The organism is Pseudoxanthomonas sp. (genome assembly GCF_036845285.1).
In the GTDB taxonomy this organism is placed as follows: Bacteria; Pseudomonadota; Gammaproteobacteria; order Xanthomonadales; family Xanthomonadaceae; genus Pseudoxanthomonas_A.
In genome coordinates this window covers 139,216-152,765 of sequence record NZ_DAIUEE010000003.1, presented here as the reverse complement: position 1 = coordinate 152,765, position 13,550 = coordinate 139,216, and the positions used below count along the sequence as shown (strand labels likewise).

General features: G+C 67.9%; 12 protein-coding genes. 9 read left to right on the top strand and 3 right to left on the bottom strand.

What is annotated here, in order from left to right; translation table 11 throughout:
- Positions 1–7: 7 nt before the first annotated feature.
- The 6 genes from V7060_RS05355 (at position 8) to secF (ending at position 6,364) form a co-directional block, all read left to right on the top strand.
- Positions 8–439, top strand: a complete 432-nt coding sequence (locus V7060_RS05355; protein ID WP_062350866.1) for an Lrp/AsnC family transcriptional regulator — start codon at positions 8–10, stop codon at positions 437–439.
- A 56-nt stretch (positions 440–495) separates the two neighbouring features.
- A complete protein-coding gene (queA, locus tag V7060_RS05350) occupies positions 496–1,530 on the top strand; it encodes a tRNA preQ1(34) S-adenosylmethionine ribosyltransferase-isomerase QueA (RefSeq protein ID WP_334178222.1) in 1,035 nt (344 codons plus the stop codon).
- Between the two features lie 142 nt (positions 1,531–1,672).
- On the top strand, positions 1,673–2,809 hold the full coding sequence (tgt, locus tag V7060_RS05345) for a tRNA guanosine(34) transglycosylase Tgt (protein ID WP_334178221.1): 1,137 nt from the start codon (positions 1,673–1,675) through the stop codon (positions 2,807–2,809).
- A gap of 246 nt (positions 2,810–3,055) precedes the next feature.
- A complete protein-coding gene (gene yajC / locus V7060_RS05340) occupies positions 3,056–3,391 on the top strand; it encodes a preprotein translocase subunit YajC (RefSeq protein ID WP_334178220.1) in 336 nt (111 codons plus the stop codon).
- Between the two features lie 101 nt (positions 3,392–3,492).
- Positions 3,493–5,376, top strand: a complete 1,884-nt coding sequence (secD, locus tag V7060_RS05335) for a protein translocase subunit SecD (protein WP_334178219.1) — start codon at positions 3,493–3,495, stop codon at positions 5,374–5,376.
- A gap of 13 nt (positions 5,377–5,389) precedes the next feature.
- Positions 5,390–6,364: a protein translocase subunit SecF gene (gene secF / locus V7060_RS05330; RefSeq protein WP_334178218.1), complete on the top strand. Its 975-nt coding sequence runs from the start codon at positions 5,390–5,392 to the stop codon at positions 6,362–6,364.
- 227 nt (positions 6,365–6,591) lie between these two features.
- Here the strand turns inward: secF and V7060_RS05325 are convergent, their stop codons facing one another.
- Positions 6,592–7,413, bottom strand: a complete 822-nt coding sequence (locus V7060_RS05325; protein ID WP_334178217.1) for an inositol monophosphatase family protein — start codon at positions 7,411–7,413, stop codon at positions 6,592–6,594.
- 95 nt (positions 7,414–7,508) lie between these two features.
- Here V7060_RS05325 and V7060_RS05320 point away from each other — a divergent pair, with 95 nt between their 5' ends.
- From V7060_RS05320 to V7060_RS05310, 3 genes are all read left to right on the top strand, one after another.
- Positions 7,509–8,327, top strand: a complete 819-nt coding sequence (locus V7060_RS05320; RefSeq protein WP_334178216.1) for an RNA methyltransferase — start codon at positions 7,509–7,511, stop codon at positions 8,325–8,327.
- 98 nt (positions 8,328–8,425) lie between these two features.
- Positions 8,426–9,307 carry a phosphate/phosphite/phosphonate ABC transporter substrate-binding protein gene (locus V7060_RS05315; protein WP_334178403.1) on the top strand — a complete coding sequence of 294 codons (882 nt, stop codon included), beginning with the start codon at positions 8,426–8,428 and terminating at the stop codon, positions 9,305–9,307.
- Positions 9,304–11,424, top strand: a complete 2,121-nt coding sequence (locus V7060_RS05310; protein WP_334178215.1) for a GGDEF domain-containing protein — start codon at positions 9,304–9,306, stop codon at positions 11,422–11,424. Before V7060_RS05315 ends, V7060_RS05310 begins: the two co-directional genes overlap by 4 nt.
- A 176-nt stretch (positions 11,425–11,600) precedes the next feature.
- Here the strand turns inward: V7060_RS05310 and V7060_RS05305 are convergent, their stop codons facing one another.
- Both V7060_RS05305 and V7060_RS05300 read right to left on the bottom strand, forming a co-directional pair.
- Complete coding sequence (locus V7060_RS05305) at positions 11,601–12,227, bottom strand: exopolysaccharide biosynthesis protein (RefSeq protein WP_334178214.1); 627 nt, start codon at positions 12,225–12,227, stop codon at positions 11,601–11,603.
- A gap of 1 nt (position 12,228) precedes the next feature.
- A complete protein-coding gene (locus tag V7060_RS05300) occupies positions 12,229–13,533 on the bottom strand; it encodes a hemolysin family protein (protein WP_334178213.1) in 1,305 nt (434 codons plus the stop codon).
- Positions 13,534–13,550: the final 17 nt, after the last annotated feature.

Genomic DNA, 13,550 nt, shown 5'->3' with positions numbered 1-13,550 from the left:
CCACTCAATGAAGCTCACCGACGCCGACCAGCAACTGCTCTCAATGCTCCGTGAGAACGCGAGGGCGTCCACCGCCCAGATCGCGCGTCGCCTGAGCCTGTCGCGGACCACGGTGCAGAGCCGCATCGAGCGGCTGGAACGCGAAGGCGTGATCAGCGGTTACACCGTGCGCGTGCACGACGAATACGACCGCAGCCACCTGCGCGCGCACATCATGATCGCCGTGCACCCGAAGCAGATGACCTCGGTGGTCGCGGCGCTGCGCGCGATGCCGGAATTGCGGGTGCTGCATTCGGTCAGTGGCGGCCACGACCTGATCGCCATCGGCGCGGTACCCACCGTCGGCGACATGGATCTGCTGACCGACCGCATCGGCGCCCTCGAAGGCGTGGAGCGCACCACCTCGTCGATCGTGCTGTCGACCAAGTTCGAACGCTGACGACGGGGCGTCCGGGCAGGCTCCCGTACAATGCACGCCCCCGCAAGGCCTCGACCGTGAAGAAGTCCGATTTCCATTTCGACCTGCCCGAGGCGCTGATCGCCCAGGCGCCGCTGCCGGAGCGTTCCGCCAGCCGCCTGCTGGTGGTGCCGCCGGGCGATGCGCCGTTCGCGGACCGGCACGTGCGCGACCTGCCCGAATGGCTGCAGCCCGGCGACCTGCTGGTGTTCAACGACACCCGCGTGATCCCCGCGCGCCTGTTCGGCCAGAAAGAGAGCGGTGGACGGGTGGAGATCCTGATCGAGCGCCTGCTGCCGGAAAACGCGGCGCGCGCGCAGATCGGCGCCAGCAAGTCGCCGAAACCGGGCAGCCGCATCCAGCTGGATGCCGGCGGCGAAGCGGAGGTGGTCGGGCGCGACGGCGAGTTCTACCAGTTGCGCTTCCATGTGCCCGGCGCACTGGAAAGCTGGCTGCAGAAGGCCGGTCGCCTGCCGTTGCCGCCGTATATCCAGCGAGCGCCGGGGCAGGACGACGACGAGCGCTACCAGACCGTGTTCGCACGCGAGCTGGGTGCGGTGGCGGCGCCGACCGCCGGCCTGCATTTCGACGACGCGCTGCTGGCGACGCTGCGCGACCGTGGCGTGGAATTCGGCCACGTGACGCTGCACGTCGGCGCCGGCACCTTCCAGCCGGTGCGCGTGGACAACATCCTCGAACACCACATGCACAGCGAGTGGCTCAATGTCGGGCCGGCGCTGGTCGAGCAGGTGCGTGGCGCGCGCGCGCGCGGCGGCCGTGCCATCGCAGTGGGTACCACCGTCGTGCGCGCGCTGGAGTCGGCGATGCGGGACGGCGAGCTGCAGCCGTTCGCCGGTGAGACGCAGATCTTCATCTTCCCCGGCTACCGCATCCGCAGCGTCGACGCGATGGTCACCAACTTCCACCTGCCGGAAAGCACGCTGCTGATGCTGGTCAGTGCGTTCGCCGGCAAGGACCGGGTCATGTCCGCCTATGCGCACGCGGTGCGCGAGCAGTACCGGTTCTTTTCGTATGGGGACGCGATGCTGCTGTTTCCGGAGCACGGGCAATGAGCCTGCCACTTTCCCTCTACCGTCATCCCGGCGCAGGCCGGGACCCAGCGACGTTCGCTTTCCCCTTGCCGAAGACACTGGGTCCCGGCCTGCGCCGGGATGACGGGCAAAAGCCTGCTTTCGGTGAGATGGAGCCGTGCGCATGAGTCGCATGTCCTTCGACCTGCTGACCACCGACGGCGCTGCTCGTCGTGGCCGGCTGACGTTCCCGCGCGGCACCATCGAAACGCCGGCGTTCATGCCGGTGGGTACGTATGGCTCGGTGAAGGGCATCCTGCCCGAACACGTCGAGGATCTCGGTGCCGAGATCATCCTCGGCAATACCTTCCACCTGTACCTGCGGCCTGGCCTGGACGTGATCGGCGCGCACGGCGGGCTGCACGGTTTCGCGCGCTGGGACAAGCCGATCCTCACCGACTCCGGCGGTTTCCAGGTGTTCTCGCTCGCGCACCGGCGCAAGATCACCGAGCAGGGCGTGACGTTCGCTTCGCCGGTCGACGGCAGCAAGGTGTTCCTCGGCCCCGAGGAGAGCATGAACATCCAGCGCGTGCTGGGTTCGGACATCGTCATGATCTTCGACGAATGCCCGCCGGTGAACGTCGACGGCAAGCCGGTGCACCCGCGGGTGATCGAACGTTCCATGGAGCTGTCGCTGCGCTGGGCCGAACGCTCGAAACGCGCCCACGAAGGCAACGACGCGGCGCTGTTCGGCATCGTGCAGGGCGGCGTGCACCACGACCTGCGGTCGCGGTCGGCGGATGGGTTGAAGGCGATCGGCTTCGACGGCTATGCGATCGGCGGCCTCGCGGTCGGCGAGACCGAGCAGGAGCGCAACCTCACGCTCGAACACACCTGCCCGCAGCTGCCTGCGGACCAGCCGCGCTACCTGATGGGCGTGGGCCGGCCGGAAGACCTGGTGGAAGCGGTGGCGCGCGGCGTGGACATGTTCGACTGCGTCATGCCGACCCGCAACGCGCGCAACGGCCACTTCTTCACCTCGACCGGCACGGTGCGCATCCGCAATGCGAAGTACGAGCACGACCTGCAGCTGATCGAGCCGGGCTGCGGCTGCTACGCGTGCCGCAACGGATTCACCCGCAGCTACCTGCGCCACCTGGACCGCTGCAACGAGATGCTGGCGCCGATGCTGGGTACCCTGCACAACCTCTGGTACTACCAGCAGGTGATGGCGCAGATGCGTGCGGCCATCGCGGAAGGGCGGTTCGAGGACTTCCGGGCGGCTTTCTATGCGGCCCGGGGCATGGACACGCCGGGCTGATCTTCGCCATGTCGTGGAGCCGGGTTCGCCCGGCTCCGCAGGGCGGCAGGCATCCGATGCCGGGACGAAGGGCATGGAGCGAGCGCCGCTCCGCGTGTTACCGGCGCGCGGGCCAGGTTTGCCGACCAGGGGAACCAAATCGGTCCGGAGCGGTCTTTTCCGGTCCGGGCCGTGGGGTGGCCCGGGCGGGGCTTCCCGACGCGTGGCATAATCCCCGGCTGCTTTTCATACCGAATGGACAAGTCCATGAATCTGCTTGATTTCTTCGTTGCCCCCGTGATCGCCCAGGCCGCACCGGCGCAGGGCATGGGCGGCTTCGGCCTGCTGATGCCGATCGCCCTGATCGCCATCATGTACTTCCTGATGATCCGCCCGCAGATGAAGCGCGCCAAGGAGCACCGCTCCATGCTGGACAAGCTGTCCAAGGGCGATGAAGTCATCACCTCGGGCGGCATCGCCGGCACCGTCACCGACATCGGCGACAACTTCGTCACGCTGGAAGTGGCCGACAACGTGCGCGTGCGCGTGCAGAAGGCCGCGGTGGGCAACGTGCTGCCGAAGGGCACGCTGAAGTCCGCCTGATCCGCCCGCTCCGGCCTGCCGCCCGCGTGGCGGGCCGGATCCCGCTGTTTCCGAACCACTGTTGAGCGCATGCCCGGGAAGGGCCTGCGCGGGTCGCCACGATGCTTGAATTCCCACGCTGGAAATACGTCCTGATCCTGATCGTCGTGTTGGCGAGCGCGCTGTACGCGCTGCCCAACCTGTATCCGCAGGATCCCTCCGTCCAGATCACCGCCAACCGCGGCTTCGCCGTCGATGCCGCGCTGCGCGGTCGCGTCGACGCCGCGCTGAAGGACGCGGGCGTGCAGGCGAAGGAGGTCGATACCGAGGCCACCAGCATGCTCGTGCGCCTGCCGAGCCTCGAGGCGCAGACCGCCGCCAACGACGCGTTGCGCAAGGCGCTGGGCGAGGACTACCTGGTCGCCCTGAGTCTGGCGTCCACCGTGCCGGACTGGATGGCCAACTTCGGCGCGCGCCCGATGGTGCAGGGCCTGGACCTGCAGGGCGGCGTGCACTTCGTGTTGCAGGTGGACCAGAAGGCGGCGCTGGACAAGCGCGTCGATGGCTACCTGGAAGACACCCGCGTCACCCTGCGCGACAAGCGCATCCGCTACACCGCCGTCGAGCGCCGTCCCAACAACAGCATCGTGGTCACGCTGGCGGACGGCGAGGACGTGGCTGCCGCCCAGCAGGCGCTGGCGCAGACCCTGAGCGCGCGTGGCGCCAATGCCGGCGCGCTGGCCGCGGGGTCGGGCCTGAGTTACCAGGCCGCAGGCCAGCAGATCACCATCGGCCTGCCGCAGGCCGAACTGGAGCAGATCGCCAGCGAGGCGATCGAGCAGAACCTGACCACGCTGCGCAACCGCATCAACGAGATCGGCGTGGCCGAGCCGATCATCCAGCGCCAGGGCAACGACCGTGTCGTCGTGCAGCTGCCGGGCGTGCAGGACACGGCCGAAGCCAAGCGCCTGATCGGCGCGACCGCCACGCTGGAGTTCCGCGCCGTGGTCGACGGCAATGCGGCCGATGCCGTCGCCAGCGGCCGCATCCCGCCGGAAGCCAAGGTCTACCAGCTGCGCGACAACGCCGGTCCGGTGCTGCTCAACAAGCGCGTGCTGGCCTCGGGCGACGAGATGGTCAACGCGCGCGTCGGTACGGACAACAACGGCCTGCCGGCGGTCGACGTGACCCTCAACAACATCGCCGGCCAGCGCATGTTCGACTACACCAGCGCCAACGTCGGCAAGCTGATGTCGGTGGTCTACATCGAGCGCGTGCCGACCGTGACCGTGGTCGACGGCAAGGAAGTGCGCAGCGTGCGCGTGCGCGAGGAAGCGCTGTCGCCGACCCGTATCGCCGGCGTGTTCGGCAAGAACTTCCAGACCACCGGCCTGGAGAAGACCGAAGCCGACAACCTGGCCAAGCTGCTGCGTGCCGGTTCGCTGGCTGCGCCGATGGACTTCATCGAAGAACGCGTCGTGGGCCCCAGCCTGGGTGCCGAGAACGTCGCGCGCGGCACCAAGGCGGTGGTGTACTCCTTCGTCTTCGCACTGGCGTTCTTCCTGGTCTACTACCGCATGTTCGGCCTGATCACCTGCGTGGCGCTGCTGCTGAACCTGGTGATGGTGGTGGCGGTGATGTCGCTGTTCGGCGCCACCATGACGCTGCCGGGCTTCGCCGGCCTGGCGCTGACCATCGGCATGTCGGTCGACGCCAACGTGCTGATCAACGAGCGCATACGCGAGGAGCTGCGGGCGGGGGTTCCGCCACAGGCCGCCATCGCGACCGGTTACGACAAGGCGTCGGGCACCATCTTCGACTCCAACATGACCGCGCTGCTGGCCGGCGTGGCGCTGTACGCGTTCGGCACCGGTCCGCTGAAGGGGTTCGCGGTGACGATGGTCATCGGCATCCTGACCTCCGTGTTCACCGCGGTCACCGTATCGCGCGGCATCGCCACCCTGATCTACGGCGGTCGCCGCAAGATCAAGTCCATCGCCATCTGACGGGAGACAGAAGATGAGCCTTTTCCCGTTGCGGCTGATTCCGAACACCACCAACTTCAACTTCATGCGCGTGCGCTGGATATCCATCGGCGTCGCGACGCTGCTGGCCGTCGCCGCGATCGGCGCCATCGCGTTCAAGAGCTTCAACTTCGCGCTGGACTTCACCGGCGGCACCGTGGTCGAGCTGCGTTTCCAGACGCCGCCGAACGTGGACAACGTGCGCCAGCGCCTGGAAACCGGCGGCTATGGCAGCGCGCAGGTGCAGACTTTCGGCACCGGCAGCGACCTGCTGGTGCGCCTGCAGCCGCGCGAGGACGCCGGTACGGCGGAAGGCGCCGAGGCCAGCAACCGCACCGCGCAGGACGTGCTGCGCCTGGCGTCCAGCGAGGGCAACACCGCGACGGTGATGCGCAGCGAGTTCGTCGGTCCGCAGGTCGGCAAGGAACTCGCGCTCAACGGCCTGTACACGCTGCTGTTCGTGGTGGTGGGCTTCCTGATCTACATCGCCGTGCGCTTCGAGTGGAAGTTCGCCGTCTCGGCGATCGTCACCACCCTGGCGGACGTGTTGATCGTGGCCGGCTTCTTCGCCTTCAGCGGCATCGAGTTCGACCTGACCATCCTGGCCGGCCTGCTGTCGGTGATGGGCTTCTCGATCAACGACAAGATCGTGGTGTTCGACCGCGTGCGCGAGAACTTCCGCAACCTGCGCGCCGAGCCGATGGAAATCCTGAACCGCTCGATCAACCAGACGCTGTCGCGCACGATCATCACCTCGTTCGTCGCGTTCCTCACCGTGTTCGCCCTGTACCTGTACGGTGGCGGCTCGCTGGAAGGCATGGCGTTGTCGCAGATGATCGGCATCGTGCTGGGTACCGTCTCGTCGATCTTCGTGGCCTGCCCGCTGCTGACGCTGGGCTTCCTGACGGTCACCAAGCAGGACCTGATGCCGAAGGCGAAGGACGATGCGCTGCTGGCGCGCCGTCCGTAAGCGCCTCGTTCCCTGGGTACGTACAGAAAGGCCACGCATTGCGTGGCCTTTTTCTTGAGCGTCATTTCTGTAGGAGCGACGTGAGTCGCGACCGCAACGGCCAGGTCGACAGGATCAAATGGCCTGGCGACGGTTGATCAGGCCAGGCTGCGCTTGCGGCCGACCGCTCCCGTGTGTTCCGGCTTCCGGTCGCGACTCACGTCGCTCCTACAGGCGCAAGCAGGCGATCAACCGTTGAACGCCGCCGCGTAACCCGAAGACACGATGGTCTTCTGCAGCGCCTCGGCCACCTTGAGGTTGCCGGCGACGATCTGGCGGGGCAGGGCGGTGCGGCCGTCGATCTTGCCGAGCGCGGCGCCACGGAAATCGCAGACCTTGCCACCGGCCTCGCGCACCAGCAGCACGCCGGCAGCGATGTCCCAGTCCTTCACGCCGGCTTCGAAGTAGGCATCGGAACGGCCACAGGCGACGTAGGCCAGGTCGAGCGCGGCCGAACCGGTGCGGCGGATGTCTTCCGCGTGCACCAGCAGCTCGCGCACGCATTCCAGCTGCGCGCCGGCGCGGGCGCGCTCGCGCGGCGGGAAGCCGGTGGTGATGATGGTGCCGGCCAGGTCCTTGCGGTCCGCCACGCGGATGCGGCGTTCGTTGAGCTGTGCGCCCGCGCCGCGGCTGGCGGTGAACAGGTCGTTGCGCAGCGGGTCGAAGATGACGGCATCGGTCGGCTCGCCGTTGTCCACCAGCGCGATGGACACGCAGTAGTGCGGGAAACCGCGCAGGTAGTTGCTGGTGCCGTCCAGCGGGTCGATCACGAAGGTGTAGCGGCCGTTGATCTGGGCGCCGCTTTCCTCGCCGACGAACCCGTAGTCCGGGTAGGCGCGGCGCAGTTCCTTGATGATGACCTTCTCGGCGTCGGCGTCGACTTCGCTCGCATAGTCCATCCGCTCCTTCTGCACCACGTTCAGCGCATCCAGCTTGTTGATGCTCCGCAACAGCACGTTGCCTGCGAGGCGGGCGGCCTTGGTCATGACGGTGACAACGGGCTTCTGCATGCGAACGGACCTCGGACAGGCGTAGGGCGGGGCGAACAAGTGGAAAAGAGCGGCACGGCGCGGAGACCGGCCCGCGCAGTTTACCATTCGACCCCATGAATACGCCTCTTTCCCCGCACGGTGCCGCCTTCGCGGACTCCGTTTCCCCCGGCGCTGCCGCCCGCCTGCGCGTGGTGCTGGTCGGCACGCAGCACCCGGGCAACATCGGCGCAGCCGCACGCGCGCTGAAAACCATGGGGCTGGCACGCCTGGTCCTGGTGGCGCCCGAGGACTACCCCGCCGACGAGGCCTACCGCCGCGCCGCCGGTGCCGACGACCTGCTGGGCGATGCCCTGGTCGTGGATACGCTGGCCGACGCCGTGGCCGATTGCCATCTCGTGCTCGGATGCACGGCGCGCAGCCGTCGTGTCCAGTTGGAGGAGCACGCGCCCCGGCAGGCGGCTGCGCTGGCGATAGGCCGGGCTGCGGCGGGCGGCGAGGTGGCGCTGGTGTTCGGCCGCGAGCGCACCGGCCTGAGCAATGAGGAGCTGCAGCTGTGCCACGCGGCCGTGCACATCCCCGCCAACCCCGAGTACAGCTCGCTGAATCTGGCGGCGGCCGTGCAGGTACTGGCGTACGAACTGCGGATCGCCTTGCTGGACGGGGTGCCCGTGGCCGAACCGGTGCCGGTGCATCCCGACGAGGTCCCCGCCAGCCACGCGCACCTGGAAGGGTTCTTCACCCAGCTGGGCGACACGCTGGACGCCATCGACTTCCACAAGGGACGTGCGCCGGATTCGGCGATGCGCAAGCTGCGGCGGCTGTTCGCAAAGGCCGACCTGAACGAGCAGGAAGTCCGCCTGCTGCGCGGCATCCTCGCCGACGCCCAGCGCATGGCGCGACTGGCGGGCGGCGGGGCCGGATCACTGTCTTGAACTCCCGTTTTCCGATAGGCTGCCGCCATCGTTCTGGCGGGCGCCTATCGTTGCGTACAACCTGGTTCCGCCTGGTGCTGGTCGCGATCGGCGCTGCACTGCTTCCCGCCACCGTCGCCCCGGCCAGCGCCGCCGGCGACGAACGCGTCCTCGTCCTGGGGCGGATCAGCGACGATCCCAAGGCGCATTACGAACAACTCAAGCCGCTGCTGGACTATGTGGTCCCGCGGATGCGCGACGTCGGCATCACCGAAGGCCGCATCCTGATGGCGCGCGATGCGCAGCAGATGACCAGTTACCTGCGCCGCGGCCGCGTGGACTGGGTGACCGAGACCGCCGGAACGGGCATGCGGCTGCAGGAACGCGCCGGCGCGCGTCCCCTGTTGCTCACCGAGCGCGGCGGCGTCAGCCGCTACCACGGCGTGTTCTTCGTCCGGCGCGACAGCGGCCTGGAACGCCTGGCGGACCTGAAGGGGCGCACCGTGGCGTTCCAGAACACCGCCTCGACCAGCGCATACTTCGCGCCGTCCGTGGCGCTGCTGGAGGCGGGCCAGCGGATGGAGATCCTGCTGTCGCCGATGGACCGTCCGTCCGCCGATGCGGTGGGCTATGTATTCGCGCGCTCCGAACTCAACATCGCCGCGTGGGTGCACAAGCGCCTGGTCGACGCCGGCGTGGTCAGCAACCTGGACTGGGAAGACGTACGTCGCATTCCGCCTGCGTTCCGCCGCGATTTCCGCGTGATCCACGAAACCCAGGATTTCCCGCGTGCACTGGAGATGGTCCGCGGCGATCTCGACCCCAGGATCGAGGCGCGCCTGCGCGAGGTGCTGCTGGAGGCGGCCGGCGATCCGGCTGCGCGTGACGCACTGAAGGTGTTCTTCCGCACGACCCGCTTCCTGCCCGTGGATCCGGCATCGCAGCAGGCGCTGGACAACCTGCGTCGCGGCGTGACCCGCGTCAGGGAGCAGGTCGAATGAAGGCCATGCGGTTCGGACTGCAGGCGCGCTTCCTCGCGGCCATGGCCCTGATGCTGGCGGTAGTGATCGCGCTGCTGGGCACGTTGCTGCACCGGCAGAAGGTGATGCAGCAGGAAGTCGCGGACCTCGGGCGCGAGGCCATGCATGGCATGGTCGAGGACAGCCTGCGCCGGCATGGCGAAGCGACCGTCGACCAGCTGGGCGATGCGCTCGCCAACCCGCTGTACTACTTCGACCTGGACACGATCGGCAGCATCGTGCGCTCGGCGCAGAAGGAGCCGGACGTCAGCTACGTGCTGGTGTACGACAACCAGGGCCGGATCATCCACGACGGCACCGCCGACATCGCGGTGTACGGACAGACGATGACCGATCCGCTGGCCTACGAAGCGGTGAACGCGCGCAGCATGCACACGCAGTGGTCGGCGCAGATCGTGGATGTGTCCGAGCCGATCATGATCGGCAGCGAGCGCATCGGTGGCGTGCGCGTGGGCTATTCCGTGGCCTCGGTGCGCGCCTACGAAGAGAAGGCGATCAACGCCGCGCGCGCGCGCCTCAACGAACTCGGTGCCCGCCATCTCGGCTGGATCGCGCTGCTGCTGGCGGCGCTGGTGGCGGCCTGCGTGGCGATCATGCTGTACGCGCAACGCACGCTGGTCAGGCCGATCCGGCAGCTGGCACGCGCGGCGCACGACATCGAGGTGGGCAACTACAACGGCGAGCGCATGGCCAGCGCACGCCAGGACGAAGTGGGCGAGCTGGTCCGGGCCTTCGGCACGATGAGCGACAGCATCGCGCGGCACGACCGCGACGTGCGGCGCATGGCCTACACCGATTCGCTGACCGGATTGACCAACCGGCTTGCGTTCCGCGAGAGCCTGGACCACCGCCTGATGATGCTGCGCGGCGCCGGCCGCCAGCTGGCGCTGCTGTTCGCCGACATCGACGACTTCAAGCGCGTCAACGACACGCTGGGCCACGAAGCCGGTGATGAAGTGCTGCAGCAGTTCGCGCACCGCATCCGGGATGCGGTGGAGCTGATGGGCGGCGACGACGCGCTGCTGGCGCGTTTCGGCGGCGACGAATTCGTCATCCTGATCCAGGACGGCGACGTGCGGGGCAGCGCCACGCGCCTGGCCGAAAAGCTGGTGGCGGAGCTGGGGCGCCCGATCGTGGTGCAGGACCGCCAGGTGTTCCTCGGCACGTCGATCGGCATCACCCTGTTCCCGGAAGACGCGTCCGGTGCCACCGCGCTGATGAAGAACGGCGACATCGCGATGTACCAGGCCAAGGTGGCGGGCAAGAACTGCTACCGCTTCTACAGCCGTGCGATGGACCAGGCGGTCGAGCGCCGCGTGCGCATGGAGCAGGAACTGCGCGGCGCCTGGGAGCGCGGCGAACTGAGCCTGATGTACCAGCCGGTGTTCCGCATGGCCGACAGCCGCATCGTCGGCGCCGAAGCGCTGCTGCGCTGGCAGCATCCGGAACTCGGCATGGTCGCGCCGTCGGTGTTCATCGACGTGGCCGAGCAGAGCGGGTTGATCGAGAGCATCGGTCCGCGCGTGCTGCGCGCCGCCTGCACCGCCGCCGCGCGCTGGGGTGCGGACCGCGAGGCGATGGATCCGCTGTTCGTGTCGGTCAACGTATCGCCGCGCCAGCTGCGCAACGGCGACCTGCCGGACGTGGTGGCCGAATGCCTGCGCGACACCGGCCTGGCCGCGTCGCGCCTGCACCTGGAACTCACCGAGACGGCCGTCATCAGCGACGAAGCGCATGCCAGCGCATTGCTGGCGACGTTGCACCGCACCGGCGTGAAGGTATGGCTGGACGATTTCGGTACCGGCTTCTCGGGCCTGAGCCACCTGCGCCGCGTGCCGGTGGATGGCGTCAAGATCGACCGCAGTTTCATCGCCGACATGCTGCGCGACCCGGACGACCTGGCGCTGACCACGGCGATCATCGCGATGGCGCACTCGCTCGGCATCACCGTCGTCGCCGAAGGCGTGGAGAAGGAAGGCCAGTTCAACCTGCTGCGCGAACGCGGATGCGACCTGGCGCAGGGCTACTGGCTGGGCTACCCGGTCAGCGCGGCCGAGTTCGCGCAGCTGGTGGCTTGAAGGGCGTGGTGCGGATGTAGGAGCGACGTGAGTCGCGACCGCTGCAATGAAACACCCGTGTGTCCTGGCATGCAGCTGATGCGGCGGCAACAGGCTGGGCTGTCGGCAGTGCATCCGTGCTTTCGGGGCATGCGGTCGCGACTCACGTCGCTCCTACAGGGTAAGACCCCTCAGGCTCAGAACCACTTCGCGATCAGCGCGCCCGTCGCTTCGACCAGGTTGCCGGACAGGAAGCCGAACACCACGACGGCGATGCTGCCTATCGCCCATGCCACCAGCAGCAGCGCGCCGTCGCGTTCGAGCAGCGCCAACGCGAACAGCAGCAGGAGAAAGCCGAACACGTAGTTGGTGAACGGGATGGGCAGCGCCAGCAGGATGCCCAGCAGGACCAGCAGCAGGCCGGTGAAGCTCAGCGCGATGCGGTTGTCGACAAAGCCGCCCATGCGGGGGCGTACCAGCTTCTCCAGGCGACGCAGCCACGGCGCCATGCGTTGGCGGAAGCGGATCATCGCGCTGCGATGCGGGCCACGCCTGGCAAGGAAGGCAGGCAGCCAGACCTTACGCAGGCCCAGCAGCAGTTGCACGCCGACCAGGATCACCATCGGGCCGCCGATCGCGCCGCCGACGCCGGGCACCGGGATGAAGGCCGGCAGCACGCCGATGAAGAGCAGCATGCCGAAGGCGGCGGGGCCGAAATCCTTCAGCAGGTCGCCCAGGCGCAGGATCTCGTCCGGGTCGCCGGCGGCGAAGCCGTCGAGCAGCGTGGCCGTGCTGGTGTGTTGCGGCGCGTCGTCGGAGGGCATGTCAGACCGCCAGGTCTTCGTCGGTCTCGGGCAGCCTCTGCAGCAGCAGCTTGTCGATGCGGGCACCGTCCAGGTCGACCACTTCGAAGCGCCAGCCTGCCCAATCCAGATGTTCGCCTACATGCGGGATACGGCCGAAGCGCTCGATCATCAGCCCGGCGACGGTGTTGTATTCGTCGTCATCGGGCAGTGCCATGCCGCCGAGCAGTTCGCGCAGGTCGTCGTTGGGCAGCGAGCCGTCCACCAGCAGCGAGCCGTCGTCGCGCACCACGACCAGCGGCGCGTCTTCGGTGTTCTCGCTCGCCTGCAGGCGACCGACCACGGCGCCCATCAGGTCGCTCAGCGTCACCAGGCCCTGGATCTCGCCGTACTCGTCGACGACCAGCGCCTGCGACTGCTGTTCCTCGCGGAAGATCTCCAGCAGCTTCATCGCGTGGGTGGATTCGGACACGAACAGGGGTTCGCGCAGTTTCACGAACAGGTCGGGCTTGGAGATGCCGAAGCGGTCCAGCAGCGATTTCACTTCCAGTACCCCGACCACGTCCTGGTCGCTGCCGCGGTACACCGGGAAGCGCGAGAACGCGGCGTCGTGCATCGTCCGCAGGTTGTCGTCGTACGGTGCCGCCGCATCCAGCCAGACGATCCTCTTGCGCGGCGTCATCAGGCTGTCGGCGGTGCGGTCGCCGAGCCGCAGCACGCGGTTCATCATGTTGCGTTCGTCGGCGTCGATCACGCCGGCCTCGTGCCCTTCGGACACGAGCATGCGGATTTCCTCTTCGGTGACCGCTTCCTTGTTGTCGTCGGCCAGTCCGAAGACGCGAAGCACCAGCCGCGTGCTGAGGGCGAGCATGGCCACGGCGGGCGCGGTGATCTTGGCCAGCCAGCCCATCGGCACGGACACGAAACCGGCAATGGTTTCCGGGCGCGTGATCGCGAGGCGCTTCGGCACCAGTTCGCCGAAGATCAGGGTCAGGTAAGTGATCAGCGCGACCGCCACGCCCACGCCGATCTTGGCCGCGTAGGGCGCGGAGGCGGGAATGGTGGAGGCGAGCCAGCCGCCGATGGCGCTGCCGATGGCGTCGCCACCGAACGTACCGGTCAACACGCCGATCAGGGTGATGCCGATCTGGACGGTGGAGAGGAAGTTCTCGGGCTTCTCCGACAGATCCAGCGCACGTTGCGCGCGATGGCTGGTCTGGGCCATCTGTTTCAGGCGGCTCTTGCGCGAGGTCATGACCGACATCTCGGACATGGCGAAGAAGCCGTTCAACAGCACCAGGGCGAAAACGATGATCAGCTCAAGCACGGGAGCCTCCGTTCAAA